Below are 21,326 nucleotides of genomic sequence, written 5' to 3'. Positions count from 1 at the left end.
GCCGAGCGGAGCGGCGCTTCAATCCGACGCTCCGGAAGCGGTCCGGCTCGCGGAAGCGATGGAGGACGCTACGGATGCGACCGAGTGGCTGGAGAGCCGGCTCGTGCCGAAGGTGTCGATCTACGGCGTGCCTTTCTCCCGCATGGGGATGGACGAGACGGTCGAGTATCTGACCAACCGGATCGAGGCGGGGCGGCCTTCCCAGATCGTGACGGCCAATCCGATCATGGTGATGATGGGCTTGGAGGATCCGGCCTTTCACCGGATGCTCCGCGAGGCCGATCTCGTCGTGCCGGACGGCGCGGGCGTCGTCTGGGCGGCCGGCCATGTCGGCCAGCCCGTGCGGGAGCGGGTGCCGGGCTTCGATCTGATGCACCGTCTTTTCCTCGAGGGAGAAGAGCGGGGCTGGACGGCCTACCTGCTCGGCACGACGCAGGAGGTCATCGACGAGGCCGCGGCCAAGCTTGGGGAGAAGTACCCCGGCACCCGCATCGTCGGGACCCATCACGGCTTCTTCGGCGAAAAGGAAGACCCCGACGTCATCGCACGCATCCGGGCGGCCCGTCCGGACATGCTGTTCGTCGCCCGCTCGGCGACGACGCAGGAGCCGTGGATCGCGCGCTACAAGCAGGAGCTCGGCGTTCCGCTCGTCATGGGCGTTGGCGGCAGCTTCGACATCATCGCCGGGAGGCTCAAGCGGGCTCCCGTCTTCATGCAAAAGCTGCGCCTCGAATGGTTCTATCGTCTGCTGCAGCAGCCGACGCGGTTCCGGAGAATGCTCGTCTTGCCGCAATTCGCTTTAAAAGTGATCCGGGACAAGGAAAAGGTGACAAAACCCTACGAACTTCGATAATTCACCGATATTCGCTGTGAAATGACCGAATATTGGGGTTGGTGTTTCTTTTTCATGCGAGTTATAATTCATTCCGGTGAACTTAAGGGGAGTTGAATTCGAGTGAATGCCACAATGCTTTATATAACGGGATTTGCCGTCGCGCTCGTTCTGGCGCTAGGACTGACGCCGCTCGTCAAGCGCTTCGCCTTCAAGGTCGGCGCGATTGACAAGCCGAATGCGCGCAAGGTCCATACTCGCATCATGCCGCGTCTGGGCGGCCTCGCCATCTTCTTGGCGTTTATCGGCTCGTTCTTCATCGTGCTGCCGTTCATTCCGGACGGCTTGCTGAGCGCGTATGACCGCAACCTGATCCGAGCCATGCTGGCGGGCGGCACGATCATCGTGCTGACCGGCGCGCTCGACGACCGCTTCGAGCTGTCGGCCAAGGTGAAGCTGCTGCTGCAGCTTGTCGCCGCCAGCGTCGTCGTCTTCGGCTTCGGCGTCAAGATCGACTTGCTCAACATTCCGTTCGGCCAAAGCATGCAGGAGATCTCGGGCTGGATCAGCATCCCGCTGACGATCTTCTGGATCGTCGGCGTGACCAACGCGATCAACCTGATCGACGGCCTCGACGGCCTCGCCGCAGGCGTGTCCGGCATCGCCATTACGACGATCCTCGTCATGGCGTTCGTGCTCGGCTTCGAGCCGATCATCCTGATGAGCTGCCTGCTGCTCGGCGGCATCCTCGGCTTCCTGGTATTCAACTTCCATCCGGCCAAGATTTTCATGGGAGATTCCGGCTCGCTGTTCCTCGGCTTCATGCTGGCGACGCTGTCGATGATCGGCTTCAAGCAGGTCACCGTCGTCTCCCTGATCACGCCGCTGCTCATCATCGGCGTGCCGATCGCAGACACGTTCTTTGCCATCATCCGCCGCTGGGTCAACAAGCGGCCGATCTTCGCGCCCGACAAGGGCCATCTGCACCACTGTCTGCGCGAGCTCGGCTTCAGCCATCGCAAGACCGTCCTCATCATTTATGGGGTGGCCGCCTTCTTTGGCTTCGCGGCGATCGTGCAGTCCACTTTCGTCCAATCTCACGCAGCCAACTGGGTGACGTTCGTCGTCATCAGCCTGCTCGTGTTCTTCATGCAGATTGGCGCCGAGCTGATCGGCATCGTCGACAAGTCCAAGCGGCCGCTGCTGAGCTTGCTGGCCCGCATGAGGCTCAAGCCCGACCAGCAGCGCGGCAAATAGCCTTCATTAGAATCGAAGCCTGTCCTTCCACGCGGAGGGACAGGCTTTTTACTATCTTCATGATAATAGAAGTTATCGTAAATCCGGCGCGCTCCTAACAATTTTCCAGTCATGGTCCGATAAATAACGTACACAAATTCCTATGCAACAGTATGGAGGAGGCTTCCCGTGTTCAAACGATTCAGCGCCATGGTCCTCATGCTGGCCCTCGTGGTCCAGCTGCTGCCGGTACTGCCTGCCCGGACGGCTGATGCGGCCGCGACCGGCTATTTCACATTCCCGAAGGAGACGAGCAGTTCGCTCAATCCCCGGGTGACGACGAACGGCCGCGTCAATCTGGAAGGCTCGGTCAGCAACATCGATCCGACGAGCATCACGTACAGCGTCCTGCAAATTGTGAACAACAAGAATACAGAAGATCCCGCCGACGACCAGATCGGCTCCAAGACGGAGAACGTCAAGGGCGGCATCTACCTGACCGGCTATAATCTGACGGCGAACAACATTGAACTATACTCCGGCCTCAACCGGATTACGTTCAAGGGCCTGCAGGGCGGCGCTGAGGTGTCGACCTCCATCTACATCATGTACCATGACGGCCCGGTGTTCTACAACCTGGCCGCTCGCCTGGACGGCAGCACGTTCCCGATGAAAGAGAACGCGACGACGGTCGTCTCCTCCGGAGCTTCGCGCGGCCGGACTTCGGCCGACATCGCCATCACCGGCAACGCGCCCAATGCGCAAAAGGTGACGATCGAGGTGAACGGCTCGAGCCGCAGCTACAATGTCTCCGCGACAAACAACTACGAATTCACGCTCTCGCCTTTGACGGTCAAAAAAGGCAAGAACCTCGTCACGATCAAGGTGACGAACAACAACCAGACCGTGGAAACGACGCGCGAGATCGCGTTCTACAACGGCGAGGTGACGTTCTATGACCTGAACCTCAACGAGCTGAACGGCACGACGATTACGAACAGCGCGGCGCTGGAATACTCGCCTGATTTCGGGACGAGCAAAGCAAATTCGCCAGCCGACCTCAGCGTGACGGGTACGGTCATTGTGCCGAACAACAAAAAAGTCGTGAACGGCGTGACGGTGCCGAATCCGGACCCGACGCAGCCGATTCAAATTACGCCTCGTCTGGATGGGACGGCGGCCGCGCCGGTCAATGCGATTCCGACTGTCAGCGCGGGCGGCTTCAGTCCAGAGGATGCCTTCTTTATTTATAAGGTCGACATCAAGCTCAGCCAGCTTCTATCCAGCTTCAGCTATGACCGCGCCTACTACCTCTCGCTGGAAGCGCTGAATACGGTCGCAGGCGAGTCTCAGGGCGTGTACAACCTCAAGTTCACGCTGCGCGACTCCTTGGCTCCGTTCATCAGCGAGATCAACTACATTCCGAACTATAAAACGACACAGGACCGCAACAATGAGAGCAAGCCGCTCTCGGGCGTGAATATCTACGACACGCCGCTGGCGGTCGAGGTGCTGATCGGCAACACGTCAGACACGACGCTTCCATTGACGGTATCCAAGATCACAGATATCAACGGCAACACGACGGACTATGAGTTGACAGGCGCAGTTCAACCGATCGATACGACACAGACCTATTCGACGACGGTAACCAAGACCGTCAACGGCGTTAACAAAACGTTCGTACGCAAGATTCTTGTCTTTACGAAGCTTCCCTATGAAGGAACGCAGACGGTCACGTTCAAGCACGACGCCAGCGCAACCGGCTCGGTCACGTTCAACATGCTGTTCGGACCGTTCCTCAAGTACGACAGCATCTATGATACGATGAAGATCGACTACGATTCGACCAAATTAACACAGCTCGATACGATCGTTTCCACGACGCTCAAGAACTTTGCTGCCACGCTGACCAACCTGAACGATCTGACGGACATTCGCTATGCTCCGGCTGGCGGCAAGCCGCAGACGATGTTTTTCTATATCAACAATGCCCCGATCGAGATCCAGCAGAATGGGGCGGTCAACTCGTTCCAGGCGACAGCAAACGGGATCGCGGCGGCCAAGGAGATCATGAAGTCCGCCGGCGCCTTCAATCTGAAATTCGTCTACAAGGGAAGCAAGAACAATTATGAGAACTCGATTACTATTTTCCTGAACCAAGTCAACCTCCCGGTCATTCCGGTCGAGGCCGACAGCATCTATCCGTACAGCAGCGACCTGCCGGCTCCGCTGGCCAATGATCCGAACTTCCCGAAATCGGGCAGCGTGTTCACGACGAAGGAACCGTATATGAACCTTCACGGCACGTTTGATTTCATCGATCTTGGAACGAGTTTGTCCGATGCGACAAATGCGCTTAATGGAACAGGCAGCACGATCGATAAGAGCAAATTCATCTTGAAGATCGAAGGCAGCAACATGAGCAGCCCGATCGTCTGGACGCTGGCTAGGGAGCTTCGCGTCATTGATACAGGTCTGCCTAAGGATCAGCAGACGGTTGGAACGATCAACACCGGCAATACCATCCCGGAGATTCCGAAACAAGGCGAGCGCGTGCCGAAGCTCGTCGTCACGTACGACCTCAAGACGCAGACATTCTCTTGGGTGCTGTCCAACCAGTACCTGAGCAAGGACGGCACGTCCAGCGTCTACAACTTCTACGTCTACAACAACGGCGAAGCCGGCGCGCGCGCCAGCTACCGCCTCGAGGTCGATCCGACGGCGCTGCCGTATAAAATTCTGCGCCCTCTGAACAGCAAGCGCATCGTCAACCAGAACTTCGTCGAGGTCATCATCGACGCGCCTAGCGCCAAGACGGTCACGGTCAACAAGCTGAACGCGGAGAAGATCGCCTATGACGCGGACAACGACGGCACGATCGACTACACGACCGCTTACCGCGTCGTCATCAGCGGGCTTAAGTCGGGCAAAAACGACCTGAAGTTTACGATCGCCAACGAGAACGACTCGATCAACGGCACCGTTACCGTCACTTACGCGCCGACGAATATTCCTGGCGCTGGCTTCATGGAAGAAATGAAGAGCTCGCACAAAATGTTTGAAGGCGAGCTGCAGCTGACCTTCCCGAAATCGACGACGCTTATCCGCCGCGACTACAACGTGCCGGAGAAGCTCAAGAACCAGGTGTTCACCGGCCATCGCCTGCTGTTCGGCATCGCCAACCCGACCGACGGCGTCGTCGACCGGCATGAGTTCGAAGTGCCGCCGGCCAACTTCGACCTGATTCTCGAGAGCCTCGGCAATATGTTCGAGAATACGTTCTCCACCAACTTTAACAAGGCGGGCAAGGTATTCTGGATCGACGCCGGCATGGCGGATGACCCGCAGACGGACAGCGTCAACGACCCGCTCACCTACGGCATCGATCCGTACCAGTATCCGACGGCGGACTTGCCTTCGTATGTGGATCGTCCGATCAACCGCGAGCTGGTGACGTCCAAAGAAGGCAGCCTGACGTTGTCGTATGACGCCAATATCGTCGATGCCAACGGCACGTTCATCACCGTGTTCCACTTCGATCCGAAAAAGCCGGAATGGGTCAACCTGGGCGGCGTTGTCGACACGAAGAAAAACACCGTGACCGTACCGTTCAAGGAATTCGGCTATTACGTCGTCGGACAGCTGAAGTATTCCTACCTGGACATCACGTCGCATCCTTATGCGCGCAACTACCTGGAGGCAATGTATGCCAAAGGCTTCATGAATGCGGCGGGGCTCGATGAGTTCGGCGCCAGCCTGTATACGTCGCGCGGCGAATTCGCCACGATGATGGTCAAGGCGCTCGGCGTACAGCTCAATTACAATACCGATCCTTCCAAGCGGCTGTTCAACGACGTCGGCGTCGAGAGCACCGCGCTGTGGGATTACCGCTACATTGAGACGGCGTTCAACGAAGGCTATATCCGCGGCAAGGCGCCGAAGACGTTCGAGCCGACGAGCAACCTGACCCGCGAGGATGCGGCCGTCATCCTGGCCAGGGCCCTCAAGCTCAAGCTGGAGACCGATCCGGCCAAGATCGAGAAGGCATTGCAGAAAGCGTTCAAGGACTACAGCGGCATCGACTATTACGCCCGCGCCTCGGTCCTTGCGATCTACCAAAAGGGCTATATTCAAGGCTCTCCGGTAGACAGCACCAATCCGAAGAACGGGTATGTGTTCGAACCGAAATCGAACCTGCTTCGCTCCGACTCGGGCATCATTCTCGGAAAAGTGCTGGTCGGCCTGAAACGACTGCCGAAAATCAATTAGATTAAATACAAGCAAATGAGCGGAGAGTCGTAAATAAGACAAGCTCATTTGCTTTTTTTATACATCTTGTGAATGTGGCAATCTATTTGGTTCCTGAATCTGGAGATGGGAAGTCAAATAAAAATTATGATTTTGATTCTAAAATATTTCATCCCAATAATACTCTCATACAGGCAGACGATCATGGTGCAGGAAATGATTATGTTATGTATTTGAGCAATCTCGCACCAAGTGAAACTGTTTATTGGAGGGTAAGAGGGCATACAACAAATGGTTTCTCGAGTACTCAGAGTTACCTTAAATGGATTGGAATTACTAGATTGTGAATGAAATCAAGTTTTGTTCTAATGGCATACAAAAAGCAAGAGAAGCTGCGAGAATAGTAGTTTCTCTTGCTTTTTGTGTGCTTGGCAGCACAATAAACTAACGAGGCACACCGTAACGCTTTTAGCGAACACCTATCTTCACCCGCTGGACCATTCTCGGACATGAATCCGAACCGGGAAAACGAACGACGCCATCGGACAAGGTGATGACGAAATTCAAAGAACGGTTGAAAGCTCTCAGGTACGAGTTCAGCTCCTTGTTGGCATAGGTAAACCTTTGGGTTAATCGATAAACTATCTAGGTTTTTTGGATGGTCGAAAGTCATTGGATTGATAAGTTAAAATTTTGATGAATGCGAAAATGGTAACATCTCATATTTCTTCATGAAAATACAAAGTTCCCGCTGGTTCCTTTGCGATACTTGGGAATTCTGAATCATAACAGAGATCAAGAATGGTAAATGGGGCTTATTCACATATAAATATAAATAATGTAATTTTGTATAAACCATATCCTTTTGAATGGAAGAAGGATCGCATTATTCCATCCAAAGGATGGGGGCTAATATTAAATCAATTCAGGAGGTTATTGTGAAAAAACTAAAACTGCTAGCACTATCAGTTGGGTTGGCCACTTTATCTTTTGCTGGAAGTGCTTCTGCAACTCCAGGTTTCGCCGATGATGGTTACAGTGCTCATTTCCTTCCTCCTAATCAATTTTTCTCTGGGAAAATTACTAGTTATGGTGACGAGGACTGGTTTCAATGGTTTAACTATACCGGTAGCCCAGTTAATTTGACTGTCTTTCTAGCAAATGGAAACGGTGACGGTACCCCAAGTAAGAATTTTGATTTTGATTTTAGAATCTATAGTCCAAACAATACTCCAGTTTCTCCTCTAGATAATGGAGCTGGAAATATAGATACAATGAGTGTTACAGGACTGCCGCCGGGATACACTATTTATTGGAACGTTAAAGGCCATTCGCCTAATGATTATTCGAGTACGCAGGAATATCTGACATGGTTATCTATTAATTAGATGAAAAATCAATTTAGGCTCCTCTGGGTTAGCTTTAGCTAACCCAGAGGAGCCTAAATTGTGAATAGACGTAAAGTAACAGATCAGTTGGCGACTTTTTTAGAATGAGGCCACCTTCTCGCTTGGTATTGTGAGTTTTAGTTAATTCACTCTATCAAACCTTTTTTGATTCTCAAGATGAGATTTGGCTGCATTCAACCGACTCCTCAAATGGGTTTAGATTGACTTGAGGCATGTTGAGTAGTCGAGTTTAGAAATCTTTAATTCATGTAAGCGCTCAACGCACATGGCGTTATTTAAGAATCTAAATTTAAATGATTTCGTTACCGACAGATGTAAAAGGGGCTAATTCAAAGAAGTCAAAGGATATTTTCAGGCTAAACTAGATGGTAAGAAGTATGAGGCCAATCTTCGACAGATTCCGAGGGATGGAAAAAGTTTCGAGTCGACGGAGCCAGGTTAACCAAGTTATACTAGGAATGCAGCCAAGAAGTACGCATCAAGGCAATACATAGCAAAACAACAGGCAAGAAAAAGAAAAAAAAGTTCCGACGGCTCGCAACTTTTCGAAACGCCCTGCGTTTAAGTACATGGAGTCGCACAGAACGGAATCCAAAGATGGCAGGGAAGCCCGTCCGGAACATCAATTCCTTTTGCTCCGGTAACTCCGATGGAAATGGAACATATTCTCATCTCCCTCTTTACTGCCTCTACTAGCCCATTGTATAATGGTTTAGTGGTTTGACAGGCTTCCATTATTTTCTACTTGATTTTACGAGTTTCTGCGACATGTTTTCACACGTGTCTACAGCATGAAGCAGACATTTTTCTATATTATACTGCTCCCACACTCTGGGAAGGGGGTGACACAACAGATGAGTACAAAGAGCACTCATAGTTCTACCAAACACTCTCACATACTTAAGCAAGTTAGAGGAGGAGACAAAAAGGTTATGAAGAAAAGTTTATCCCTGGTCGTTACTGGCGCACTCGTAACTTCCGTATTCGCAAGCTCCGCTTTCGCGGCTGAACTGTCCCCACAACAGAAATTCGACGCTCTGAAGCAAGCGGGCATCCTGACGGGCTATCCGGACGGAACGGCCGGCCTGACGAAGAACATCACGCGCGCTGAGTTCTCCAAAGTCCTCGTTCTGCTCAACGGCCTGACGGAAGACGCCGCTGCAGCCAATTACAAGGACGTAGCAGCAACTCACTGGGCGAAAGGCTTCATCGGCGCTGGCACGAAAGCTGGCTACCTGAACGGCCTTGGCAACAACCTGTTCGGACCTTCCCAGTCCCTGACGGTTGAGCAAGTAGCCAAAACGCTCGTTATCGCAGCAGGCCTGACGCCTAAAGCGGACGCAGCTGTTTCCGGCGCGGTAAGCGCTTGGGCAAAAGGCTACGTAGCAGCTGCTATCGAAGCCGGCCTGATCGATTCCGCCGCTTCTTACAAAGTAGCCGCTACTCGCGGTCAAGTCGTTGAAGCAATCTACGACCTTTCGGATGCAGCTGTATCCGTCAAGTCCGCTGTTGCTGTCGACGCTACGAACATCGAGGTTACTTTCTCCGACAACCAAGTCGTGAAGCACGCGCTGACGACTCCACTGGAAGTTGGCAAAGAAACGACGGTTTCCGTTTCCTACAACGGCAAATCCTACGATGTTAAAGTTACGCTTCAAGCTGTTAAAGCAACGGAAGCGGCTCAATCCGGCGCCAAAGCAATCACGGTTAAATTCAACCGCGCGCTGACGGCTACGGAAAAAACGTACCTGGATGGCGGCTACACGCTGAAATCCAACCTGTCCACGTTCCCTGTGACGGCTAAATACGCTGACGACAACAAATCCGTTGTTCTGTCCGCTGTATACCTGCCGGTAGGCGACTACACGCTGACGGTAAAAGGCACGGACGCTCCGTTCGCGGTTAAAGTTGCTGCAAGCGTAACTTCCTCGATCGAAGTAACGTCCCCTGCTCTTCAACTGGCTGACAATGTCGATCTCGGCGTTAAAGTCTACAACCAGTTCAAAGAGGATGTAACGGCTACGACTAGCACTTACATCACGGCTGTAAACACGACGAAGACGAATGCTGCTCTTACGGTTACAGGCGGCAAGGTCAACCTTAAGACGGCTGGAGCTGCTTCTGGCGATAAAGTCCTCGTGACGGCATTTGTCCCAGCTACGGGTCTTAGCACGAACAAAACCATTCCGGTCGTAACGGGCTCGACGGCCACTGTCCTGGAACTGGGCGAAGTTCAGCCGCTGGCTGGCAAAGTTCGTATCTCCGCTGGCGAAACGGGTCTTATCGTTCCGCTGACTCTGAAAGATGCAAGCGGTCAAGCGCTGACGCTCACGGCTGGCGATATCGACTTTAAAGCCGGCGTTGCAGCTGATACGTACACGAGCTGGAAAGAAAAAGACGGTCTGATCTTCTACAACAGCGACAACCGTGTTGTTGAGAAAATTACCGTGGACAGCAAAGGCGTTCTGAAATTCACAGCTAAAGCTGCCGGCTCCACGACGCTGACGGTTAGCAACCCGAGCGCCGGTCTTGCTAAGTCCATCGTTATCACCGTTGCAGGCAACTCGGTTGTGAAAGATATTCAACTGGGTGCACCAAGCTCGCTGGTCGTAGCCGGTGAAGAAGTGGTCTTCCCGTTCGTAGCTACCGATATCTTCGGTCAAGAAGTTAAAGGTACGGCTCTGAGCACGGACCAAATCGACATCTCCGGTGCAAACATTGCTGAAGGATACCCTAAGGTGAACGCTAAGGGCGAGCTCGTCCTGAAGTTCACGAAAGAGGGCTACTCCTACCTGGTTGCTCGTGGCAAAGTCGCTACTTCCGTACCTTCTACGCTTGGCGTGACGGTTCAAAAAGCTTCTAATGTCGTAGGCGTAAACGGCATTAAAGATGTCGTAACGACGCTGGAAGACAATGCTACGGTTACGCTGAAAGGCGATAACATCGTACTGGTTGATAACTATGGACGTACGAAGACGGCAACAGCTGCAGAAGCAGCCTATGATGTTGTCCTCTCCGAACAATCCGAAGCGAACCTGCTGACCTACAACAAAGCAACAGGCGAACTGAAAGCCGCTAACGGCAAATCCGGTTCGGCAAAAGTGACGATCTCTTCTGGATCCGCTGAAGTATACACCTTCACGGTAACGGTTGTTGATTCCGCTGACGTCAAATCCTTCTCGATCGATTCGATCGGTGCAGCATTTGCAGCTAAGACGGCTGGAGCTTACTCCAAGACGATCAAACTGTCGGGTAAAACGGCTTCCGGCGAAGCAGTCGCACTGGCTAAAGCTTCTGCTGACTTCGTAACCAGCTCCGAGCCTACTGTGCTGAAAGTTGAGTCTGACTTTGCACTTACAGGTCAAAAAGCGGGTAAATCGACGGTTACTGCATATGTGGGCAACACAGCTGTAGCAACGCAAGAAGTGACTGTTTCCGAAGATGCTCCAGTGGCTAAAGAAGTAACGCTGAAGCAAAACGGCAACAAAATCACGGCTACGGTTAAAGACCAATATGGCATCGCGATCAGCCCAATCGGATACTTCTCCTCCTCGACGCCTTCGCTGGTAACGGTTGATCAAGCTGGCAACCTGTCCCCAGTCGCTGGTAAAAAAGGAACGGCTGTTATCACGTACACGACGAGCAACAACGTGTCCGGTACGATCACGGTTGAAATCGGCTAATCTAAGGCCTCATCCCCAAAGAGCAAGCAGGATTCCCTGCTTGCTCTTTTTTTGTTGCACAAAAGTTGGAGCAAGCGGTAAATAACAGAAACAAAGGAGACTCTCTCTGCGTCTAAATGCTATATGGATTCAGGAGGGTATGACGACGTGAAGCATAACTGGATGAAAAGCGGATTGACCGCATTGACTGCAGCAGGCTTGCTGCTGGGCGGTACGATAGCGGAAAGCGGAATGCAAGTAGCCTATGCAGCGAAGAGCGTTACGCTGTCGGGACAAGCAGTTGGCTTGACGGGAGGCTCGCTGAGCATAAGGGACGCCCATTTCCTCATGCAGGACAAGGGTAAAGTGTTAGCCTATACGGTCGTGATCACGAATAAAAGCTCGAAATCTATGGATCTGCTGGATTACTGGATTCGTGTCAAATCCAAGTCAGGCAAGTCATTCAAGGCTACGGTCGTTGAAGGAGACAAGGAGAAGACATCCGTTCCTGCCAACAGTACGCAATATATGACTTATTATGCGGTCGTCGATTCAGCGACCAAGCTTACGGATCTATCCTTTGACATCATCAAGTGGGATTTCTCTTCCTCCAACTATGAAAAAAGACTGGGCACGATTTCATATCCTTCCCAAGGCACCGACAGGATCGCAGCCTTTCAGCCAGGCGTCATGCTATACGGCAGCGGCAAGCTCAAAGGAGCGGTCAAGCAAGCCTACATATCCAAAGACAAGGACAATGGCTATGTCACCGTCAATTACTTGCTTGAGAATGTAGGACAACAAGTGATTGACTTATCCAAGCTGACGTTCAACATTCAGACGGAAAGCCTTTCGGTCTATAACGTTTCATCTCCCAGCCTGGAAACGATGACGATCCAGCCGAGAGAGAGGAAAATCATTACGCTTCGTTCGACGCTTCCTTTAGCTGTCGTCGCAAAGCCGCTGACTCTCGTTCCTTCCTTCAATGACGAGGCGACAAAGCTCAAGCTCCCGACAGGCGTCTTTCAATTGCCGGCGTTGAAAGTGCAGTCCGCTTCGACTGCGGGTCAGCCTCGGAGCATCTATTTAGAGGGACAGCCGGTCACGACGAAAGCCGGAAACGCCATCATCAGCCAAGATGCCGAGGGACAGTCCGTGTCGCTTGAGTTTTCGCTCACCAACACGGGATCGACTGCAGTCGCAGCGGGGGCCTTCGATTTCTATCTTGTGACTGGCAACGGCAAGAGCTATGCTTTGACTTATGCCAAAGAAGAAAACGCGAGCCTGCTGCCAGGGATCGGCAAGTCGTTGGCGCTGACGGGGACGCTGCCTGCGGAAGCAAGTCTGACTGGCGCCGAGCTGGTCATGAAATCGTTGGCGACGGATAAAGAAAAGTCGTATGTCATTGCCTCCTATGTCGTCGAAGCCGCCTCCTTGGAAGGCGGACTGGGAACTGCATTCAGCTATAAGGATTACAGCATCCAATTGAAAACCGTGACTCGAACTTCCGGAGTCGAGCAGGACAAGCTGGTCGCTGGCATCGCCATTACGAACAACAGCAAGGTTGCGAAGCAGATTCCAGCCCTCGGAGGCTACTTTATGGTCAACGGCGTCAAGATCGGAACCGAGCAGAAAGCGATCGGTCTGGATTCTACGCTTGTACTCGCTCCCGGATCCAGCTACGAGGCTGTCGTGGCCGCAGATATTCCGTACAGTACGTCCATCAGTCAAATCGCCTTTGTCGCCACGGAATCAGCCGCGGACAAGCCAGGCAAGATGCTGTATCAATTTACGGGACAGCAACTGTCGGAGATCCCGGTTATCGGCAATCTCACGGACTACGTCATCTCTGGAAGCGGGCAAAAAGCGACGATTAAGCTTAAACGCAATGCCGTTTATAAAGGCGTAGGCACTCAAACCTTCTATGCGGAGTTCGAGGGAATCAATCAGGAACCGCGAGCCACCGCGATCGCCAAGCTGGGCGGGTACCTGGTCGATAAAAACGGCTTGATCGTACCGGTCCAGTACGCCGAAGTCAAAGAGCGGATTAGTTCGGGAGGCAAGGCACTCGTCTCCGCATGGTCTGCCCTTCCGCGCGCCTTTGACGCCAGCGATTACAAGCTTGTCATCGGACAGGCGATCGGTACGGAGCCCGCCGCTCCACCTGCAGGGGAGAATGGAGGTTCGGGAACGGGCACGAACGCAGGCTCGGTCACCTCTCCGCTTCTGGTCAAGCCGGTTTCGTTCCAGCTCGGACAGACGAACGAGAGTGTGGCGGATCAAGTAAAAGAACTGAAAGTTGGCGGCTTCGGATTGTCGCTGGCTAAGACGAGTGCTTTCTATGATGTCAAAGATATGTACAACGTCGCCGGACTTAAACTGGAGACCGTCTACTCGCTCGGACGAGATGCAACTTATGAGGCCATCGCCGGAACGCATAAAATCAAAGTCGAATTTGTCAATCAGGACACCAATCAGCTCACTTATTCCAAAACGTTTGACCTTGCTGCGGCTTTGGAAGGGTCCCAAGACGAAGTACTGAAAGAGGGTACGGACATTCCTCTCAAAATATTGTTCAATGATCCGGAGATTCAAAACAAAGTCCGCACCAATAGCAAATTCAAGCTTAATATTTATGATGTTTTCCAGGGATCGTCGATTCTGATTGCTTCCCAGGAAATGAACTGGTTCTTGATCAACAATTAATGATTTGAGCGAAGCCGAAGAAGCCGTGCCTGAGCGCGCGGCTTTTCTGCTTGATTCCATCGGGCTCATAGACAATTCGACAGCCTTTTAGTAGAGTCGGGATATTGGCGGAGTCTGGTTTAGGAGGAGATTACATTGAAAAGAAGAACACAGGCAACAGCAGCGCTCGCATTGGCCGCAGCGATTGGAGTCGGTACCCAGTGGCAAGCCATTCTCAAGACGTGGAACGGAGAGGCCTTTGCCGCCTCTTCGAGCACCTCCGCCTCGGTCGGCACTGTGCCGGGCACGGCGGACGATCCGGTCGTCACCAAGAGCTATGTCGATCAAAAGATCGCCGAAGCGCTTAAGGGAGGAGCGACAGCTCCGACCAGCACGCCGTCGCCGTCACCGTCGCAGGCGCCGTCCTCGGCTCCGACGGCGACGCCGGGCGCAGGCGGAGGAAGCTCCGACGAAGGCGGCGTCAAGGTCATCAACGTGCCGCTGGGCAAAACGCTGATCGCTGCCGACGGTACGGAGGTCGTCGTGCGGGGCGGCAAGGCGGTTGCCTATAGCCCGGACAGCAACGGCATCGCCGACGTCACGGCAGGCATCGACATCAAGTCCGGCTCGAGCGTGCCGCAAAACCATCTGATCCTGTTTCCTCGGGGCGGGAGGGGCGTAGGCTCGGCGGACGGCATGAAAGTCGGCCTGACCGTCATGGTGCGCGGGGCTTATGAGATCAAGACGATCGAGAAGTAAGCGGGGATATTTTTCCCGAAGTGGCAACAGGTTATACGCGTAGCGGACGCGGCGCGGCGGCAAGCTACTAGCACATCCTTATCTATCCCAATCCTTTGGAGGTGCTTGGTGCAATGGCAAAGACAAACCGCGTCGTCGTCCCTGCATGCAAGGAAATGCTCAATCAGATGAAATATGAAATCGCCGGCGAGCTGGGCTTGTACTCCGCACCGGCTCCTGGCTCTGCGGATACGGAATTTGCTGGCGAGCTCGGCGCATCCGGACCGGCATCCGCTCCTGGCTCGATCCACTGGTCGTCGCTGGCGACTCGCCAAGCCGGCTCGGTCGGCGGCGAAATTACGAAACGTCTGGTCGCCAAAGCCGAGCAGTCGATGCTTGGCCTGTAAGCGGGAATTTCGGTGAGAGGCAAGGCGAGTTCACGATCTGTTCACAGCTGAACCCGCCTTGCCGCACTTGCCGCTCGAGTCCTTAGAACCAGGATCCGGCAAGGGATTCCGTCCATTGACACGATCCGACAGTTGGGCTATCATAGTGTCCTAGAAGAGTTGTCTACCCGACCTTTTCCAATGGGAAAAGGTTGATTTTTTGTTAAGACATCATCCTTTTCTCATTCCATGGTTCTAGGAGGTCGATCAGCTTGTCCCTTAAAGGAAGACACCTGTTTACTTCGGAATCCGTAACGGAAGGCCATCCCGATAAAATATGCGACCAGATTTCTGACGCAGTTCTCGACGCTTTCCTTGAAGTGGATCCCCATGCCCGCGTAGCTTGCGAGGTATCCGTAGCGACCGGTCTCGTACTCGTCATCGGCGAGATCAGCAGCCGCGCGGACTATGTCGACATCTCCGCGATCGCGCGCCGCACGATCAAGGAAATCGGCTATACCCGCGCCAAGTACGGCTTCGACTCCACGACCTGCGCCGTGCTGACCTCGCTCAACGAGCAGTCGGCCGACATCGCTCAAGGCGTCAACGCCGCGATCGAGACGCGTGAGGGCAAAGACGTCCATCAGGAAAACGAAGACATCGGCGCCGGCGACCAAGGCCTCATGTTCGGCTTCGCGACGAACGAGACGCCGGAGCTGATGCCGCTGCCGATCGCGCTGTCGCACCGCATCGCCCGCCGTCTGGCGGAAGTGCGCAAGAACGGCACCCTCGACTACCTCCGTCCGGACGGCAAGACGCAAGTCACGATCGAATACGACGAGAACGGCAAGCCGGTCCGCGTCGACACGATCGTCGTCTCCACGCAGCATGACGAGAAGGCGACGCTGGAGCAGATTCAAAAGGATATCCGCGAGCATGTCATCGCTCCAGCCGTGCCGGCTGAATGGCTTGACGCAGAGACGAAATACTTCATCAATCCGACGGGCCGTTTCGTCATCGGCGGTCCTCAAGGCGATGCGGGCTTGACCGGCCGCAAAATCATCGTCGACACCTACGGCGGCTACGCTCGTCATGGCGGCGGCGCATTCTCCGGCAAGGATCCGACGAAGGTCGACCGTTCCGCCGCTTACGCAGCCCGCTATGTGGCCAAGAACATCGTTGCCGCTGGCCTGGCCGACAAATGCGAGATCCAGCTGGCTTACGCGATCGGCGTAGCCAACCCGGTTTCGATCAACGTCGACACCTACGGTACGGGCAAAGTGGCCGAGGAGAAGCTCGTGGAGCTTATCCGCGCCAACTTCGACCTGCGCCCGGCCGGCATCATCAAGATGCTGGACCTGCGTCGTCCGATCTACGGCAAGACCGCTGCCTACGGCCACTTCGGCCGTACGGACATCGATCTTCCTTGGGAGCGCGTGGACAAGGCTTCCCTGCTCAAGCAGGAAGCACTGGTCTAAGCAAGATTGCAAGCAGAGCCTCTGTCTCCATTTCATGGAGCAGGGGCTTTTTTGCGTTCAGATGCTATCGCTTTCTCCATTTTTCCTAAACATTCCCTGCGCAGCGACCGACAAAGTAACTACGAATGTTCAATCGGGGAGTGGAAAATGGTCGTGGGAAAACGATTGTGGTTGAAAGGAATCGTCGCTCTGCTTGTACTGGCGCACACGGCTTTGCCTGCAGCCGGATTGACGGCAGGCACCGCGTACGCGGCCCAAGGGGGGCCGGTCGCAGCAGGCAAATATCCGGCTGACGACGCTGCGGCGGCGCCGGCGAACGCCAGGCTTTCGCTCTATTTCGACGAGCCGGTCTTGAAAGGCAACGGGGCGGCCGTCATCTCGATCCGCAAGGTTGCGGACAACTCCGAATGGGGGCGCTACGCCGTCTCGGACAGCCGGGTGACGGTCGATCCGTCCAACTCGTCCCTCGTGACGATCCAGCCGGAGCGTCCGTTCGAGGCGGGGCAGTCCTATTATGTGCTGATCGACAGCGGCAGCTTCGTCAGCCAGTCCGGCAGCGGCGCTTTCGCCGGCATCTCGAGCGCGACGGAGTGGAATTTCACTGCAGCCGAGCCGGATACCTCCGCGCCTGTTGCGACGGACTATAGCCCGGGCTCCGGCCAAGGGGACGCGTCGGTCTTTTCGGCGCTGCGCATTACGTTCAACGAAGCGGTGTTCCCGGCTGCGGGCTTCCTGCAACTGACGAACGCCTCGACCGGAGACAGCGTGCCGATCGGCATCACCTCGACGCTGGTCAGCGGCGGGGGGACGAACGTTCTGTCGATCGCGCCGCCAAACGGCTTGCTGCCGAGCCAGTCATATACGGTGAGCGCTCCGGCCGGCCTGGTCCAGGACGGCTCGGGCAACCGCTCCGGATCGATCGGCTGGAGCTTCCGGACGGCGGCTTCGCCGATCGGGGTGACGGGGATGAATCCGACAAACGGCACCCAAGGCGTGGACGTCCGGACGGAGCTGAAGCTCGTCTTCGACAAGCCGGTCAGCCCGAACAGCAGCTCCGCTGCGCCTAAGCGCATCGAGCTCAAGAAGGTATCCGACAACAGCACGGTCCAAAGCTGGACGGCGGATCAGCTGAAATACGCCGATGACGGGAGGAGCGCGATCCTCCCGCATAACGGCCTCGCCGGCAGCACCGCTTATTATGTGCTGGTCGAAGCCGCCGCATTCCGCAGCGGCGACCTGCTGTTCGCCGGCATCCGCGACGCGGCGGCGTGGACGTTCACGACCCGCGCGGTCAGCGACAGCAAGGGGCCGTCGCTGACCGGCCTGTCTCCCGGCAACGGCGAGACGATCGCCGCGGGGGACAGCAAGCTGGCGATGAGCTTCGACCGCGCGGTCTACCCGGGCACGGGCAGCTTCGTCCTCCGCAGCGCCCAGGACTCGGCGATCGTCGCGACGATCCCGGTCACGTCCGAGCAGGTCGCGGGCTTCGGCAGCAGCCGCATCGCGATCGATCCGCGCATCTCCTTCCAGGAAGGAGCGCGCTACTATGTCGAGATCGGCACGCAGGCGATCCGCGACGCGGCGGGCACGGCTTATGCCGGCCTGGCAGGGAGCTCGGCTTGGAGCTTCACGGCGACCCGCGACTGGACGCCGCCGTCCGTCCTGACGCTGCGTCCGGCGAGCGGCAGCGACTCGGTCTCGACGATTGCCGCGTTCGAGGCGGTGTTCACGGAACCGGTGCGGTTGAGCGAAGGCTACCAGATCCTGATCCATAAAGCCGGCTCGTCCGATACGTACACGGTCAAAGCTCAAGTGACGGCCGATCGGCCGGATACGGTCGTCATCCGTCCGGACGCGCCGCTGCCCGGCGGCGGGGAATACTACATGGAGATCGGCGTGAACAGCATCCGCGATGCAGCCGGCAACGGCTTCGGCGGCATCCTCAACGAGTACCAATGGCGATTCAAGACGCTGCGCGCCACGACAGCGGCGCCCGCGCTCAGCAAGGTCGAGATGCTAAGCCCGTCCAAGATTCGCCTTACCTACGACAATGAGCTCGATTCGTCAGCGGTGCCTTATCCCGCGAGCTTCTACGTGACGGTCAACGATGCTTCCGCGGCGCGTGAGATCAGCCAGGCGAGCGTTTCGGGCAATACGGTCGTGCTCGAGCTGCGCAGCGGCATTCTGAACGGGCAGAAGGTGACCGTCGCTTATACCGCTCCGACCGATCCTGGCAGCATGCGGGCAATCCGCGGCCTTGGCGGAGCTCGAGCGGCCGGATTCTCCGGCCGCCAGGCGACCTACGATGCTTCGGCGGCTCAGCCCAAGCTGACCGGAGGCAGCGTGGCGGGGAGCCAGCTGCGGCTGACGTTCAGCGACGCGCTCGGCGCCGCGAAGGCGGACTGGGCTTCGCAGTTCGCCCTTTATGTCAACGATCGCTACCATTCGCTCAGCGAGCCGGCCGTAAACGGCAATGTGCTGACGTTCAAGCTGGCCTCGGCGGCAGGCGGCGAGGGCGGCGCCTACATCAACTATGCGCCTGGCACGAATCCGGTCATGGACCAGTCGGGCAACCTGCTGGCGGCATTCAGCGGCGCCTATATCCAGAACCTGCTCGATACGAGCCGGCCGGTGCTCACCGGCGTGGCCGCAGCAGGCAGCAAGGTCACCTTGACGTACAACGAAGGACTGAACGGATCGCTGCTGCCGCTGCGCAGCCAGTTCGCCGTCCTGAGCGGCACGAGCTCGATGAGCATCAGCGGCGTCTCCGTGGAAGGCAATAAGCTGATCCTGACGCTGGCGAGCTCGCTGACGGCCGGCACGTCGGTCAAGGTGAGCTACGTCCAGGGCGTGCCTCCGCTCGCCGATCTGGCGGGCAATCCGGCCGAAAGCTTCAGCAACCGCGAGGCGGGCGTCAGCGGCACTTATCCGGTGTTCCTGTCGGGCAGCGCCTCCGGCGCGGCCGTGACGCTGCTGTACAGCATGCCGCTGGATCCGGCCGCCGTGCCGGGGCCGTCCCAGTTTTCGTTCCGCGCCGGCGGCACGCTCATCCCGGTGTCCAGCGTAAGCGTCTCCGGCTCCGTCGTCACGCTGCTGCTGGGCAGCTCGGTCGCGCCGGGACAGACGCTGACGCTGACGTACAGCCCGCCGACCTACAATCCGCTGCGCCTGGCGGGCGGCGATGCGGCGGCGGCGCTCTCCTCCGTCGCGATCGCCAACCTCAGCGCAAGCGACGGCTCCGGCAGCGGCGCCGGAGGCGGCACGGGCAGCAAGGCTCCGGGCCAGCTGACGGAGCTGGACGTTTCGACCAGCCCGGACGTCTCCCCGGCCGGCCGCGTCGCGACCCGCTATACGGTGCTCAACGAGCGGCTGGCGGCCGCTTATCAGGCCGCGCGCGCCGCCGGCCAGTCCAAGGTGAGCTTCCAGGTGCCGGATACGAACAAGGCAGGGCTGGTCGCTCTTCCGCTGGCCACTCTGCAGCAAATGATGAGCGCCAGCAACGCTTCCTTCGAGATCCAATTCGATACGCTGACCGTGGAGCTTCCTTTGCAGGCGATCGATTATGAAAAAACCGCCAAGCTGCTCAATGCGGGCGGCACGACCGGCTATCTGCTGCTCTCGCTCGATACGAGCGCAAGCTCGCTGGCCGGTACGCTGCAGTTCGCGATGAGCCGCGCCAGCGCCAGCCTGCTGGCCGGGCCGATCAGCATCGACCTGTCGCTCGTCAGCGGCAGCAGCACGACCAAGGTCGCCTACAGCGGCCTCAAGCGGATGATGACGACGACGCTCCGCTCCGCGTCCGTCATTCCGGCGGCGCAGGCCGCAGGCGTCTTCTACGATCCGGAGACGAGCCTGATGAGCTATGTCCCGACCAAGACGCAGAGCGCGGGCAGCGGCTCGGCTGTCGTGCTGAAGCACCGGGACGGCGGCGTCTTCGCCATCGCCAGGGGCAGCGCGGTGCTGAGCGACATTGCCGGCCACTGGGCCAAGAACGACATCTCGACGCTGGCCGCCAAGGCGATCGTGCGTCCGCGCACGAACAGCTCGTTCGAGCCGAAAAAGACGATCACCCGCGCGGAGTTCGCCGAATTCGTCTCGCGCGCGCTCGGCCTGAAGGGCAATACAGCCGCCGCCTCCTCGGCCTACCGCGATACGAGCGGGCTCGGCGCGGCTGCCGCCTATATCGGCGCCGCCTCCGCCGCCGGCATCGTCGAGGGCGCAAGCGGCCAGTTCCGGCCGAACGATCCGGTTTCCCGCCAGGAGATGGCCGCGATGATCATCCGCGCCGTCGAAGCGGCGGAGATGAAGATCATCCCGCCTCAGCAGGAGCAGAACTACCTCGAGAAGTTCAAGGATCGCGGCAAGATCGGCAGCTGGGCCAAGAGCTACGCGGCCAAGGCGGTCTACATCGGCGTGCTGAACGGCCAGACGGCGGATCAATTCGTTCCGGCCGGCAAGGCGACGAGAGCGGAGGCTGTCGTCATGATCAAGCGCATGCTGCAGTACCTGAACATGATCGACGTCTAGGCGATCTCTACTGTGACTTGTTTTTCCGCCGGCCTGGCAGCAGGCCGGCTTTTGCTATTTTCATAGAAAAAGACATTCAACCTCGCAAAGGTGAAAAGACTATTCTATCGCCTCGTAACTTT

General features: G+C 56.4%; 10 protein-coding genes. All 10 read left to right on the top strand.

The window, feature by feature from the left end; all coding sequences use genetic code 11:
- The first annotated feature begins 58 nt into the window (after positions 1–58).
- The 10 genes from GE073_RS22770 to GE073_RS22725 all read left to right on the top strand — a co-directional run bounded on the left by GE073_RS22770 (position 59) and on the right by GE073_RS22725 (position 21,204).
- Positions 59–853, top strand: a complete 795-nt coding sequence (locus GE073_RS22770; RefSeq protein WP_052333272.1) for a WecB/TagA/CpsF family glycosyltransferase — start codon at positions 59–61, stop codon at positions 851–853.
- 114 nt (positions 854–967) lie between these two features.
- Positions 968–2,089 (top strand): glycosyltransferase family 4 protein, encoded by a 1,122-nt coding sequence (locus GE073_RS22765; protein ID WP_043111319.1) that lies wholly within the window; start codon positions 968–970, stop codon positions 2,087–2,089.
- A 168-nt stretch (positions 2,090–2,257) separates the two neighbouring features.
- Entirely contained in the window at positions 2,258–6,340 is a 4,083-nt protein-coding gene (locus GE073_RS22760; RefSeq protein ID WP_127464415.1) for an S-layer homology domain-containing protein, read from the top strand.
- 917 nt (positions 6,341–7,257) lie between these two features.
- Positions 7,258–7,707, top strand: a complete 450-nt coding sequence (locus GE073_RS22755; protein WP_127464414.1) for a hypothetical protein — start codon at positions 7,258–7,260, stop codon at positions 7,705–7,707.
- A gap of 953 nt (positions 7,708–8,660) precedes the next feature.
- A complete protein-coding gene (locus GE073_RS22750) occupies positions 8,661–11,411 on the top strand; it encodes an S-layer homology domain-containing protein (RefSeq protein WP_194843458.1) in 2,751 nt (916 codons plus the stop codon).
- A gap of 147 nt (positions 11,412–11,558) precedes the next feature.
- A complete protein-coding gene (locus tag GE073_RS22745; RefSeq protein ID WP_153784450.1) occupies positions 11,559–14,096 on the top strand; it encodes a hypothetical protein in 2,538 nt (845 codons plus the stop codon).
- Between the two features lie 135 nt (positions 14,097–14,231).
- Positions 14,232–14,834, top strand: a complete 603-nt coding sequence (locus GE073_RS22740) for a hypothetical protein (protein WP_127464412.1) — start codon at positions 14,232–14,234, stop codon at positions 14,832–14,834.
- A 113-nt stretch (positions 14,835–14,947) separates the two neighbouring features.
- Positions 14,948–15,220 (top strand): alpha/beta-type small acid-soluble spore protein, encoded by a 273-nt coding sequence (locus GE073_RS22735; protein ID WP_028598994.1) that lies wholly within the window; start codon positions 14,948–14,950, stop codon positions 15,218–15,220.
- A gap of 251 nt (positions 15,221–15,471) precedes the next feature.
- Entirely contained in the window at positions 15,472–16,677 is a 1,206-nt protein-coding gene (gene metK, locus GE073_RS22730; RefSeq protein WP_028598995.1) for a methionine adenosyltransferase, read from the top strand.
- Positions 16,678–16,830: 153 nt separating this feature from the next.
- Positions 16,831–21,204: an Ig-like domain-containing protein gene (locus tag GE073_RS22725; protein WP_194843457.1), complete on the top strand. Its 4,374-nt coding sequence runs from the start codon at positions 16,831–16,833 to the stop codon at positions 21,202–21,204.
- The last annotated feature ends 122 nt before the right edge of the window (positions 21,205–21,326 follow it).

It is taken from the genome of Paenibacillus sp. B01, from assembly GCF_009649995.1.
In the GTDB taxonomy this organism is placed as follows: Bacteria; Bacillota; Bacilli; order Paenibacillales; family Paenibacillaceae; genus Paenibacillus_O; species Paenibacillus_O pasadenensis.
The sequence above is the reverse complement of the archived record's forward strand: the minus strand, read 5'-3'. Positions and strand labels throughout refer to the sequence as shown.

Coding starts and splice junctions, on each gene's coding strand:
- GE073_RS22750 (WP_194843458.1), top strand. CDS start 8,661: ATGAAGAAAAGTTTATCCCTGGTCGTTACTGGCGCACTCGTAACTTCC.
- GE073_RS22770 (WP_052333272.1), top strand. CDS start 59: ATGGAGGACGCTACGGATGCGACCGAGTGGCTGGAGAGCCGGCTCGTG.
- GE073_RS22765 (WP_043111319.1), top strand. CDS start 968: ATGCTTTATATAACGGGATTTGCCGTCGCGCTCGTTCTGGCGCTAGGA.
- GE073_RS22735 (WP_028598994.1), top strand. CDS start 14,948: ATGGCAAAGACAAACCGCGTCGTCGTCCCTGCATGCAAGGAAATGCTC.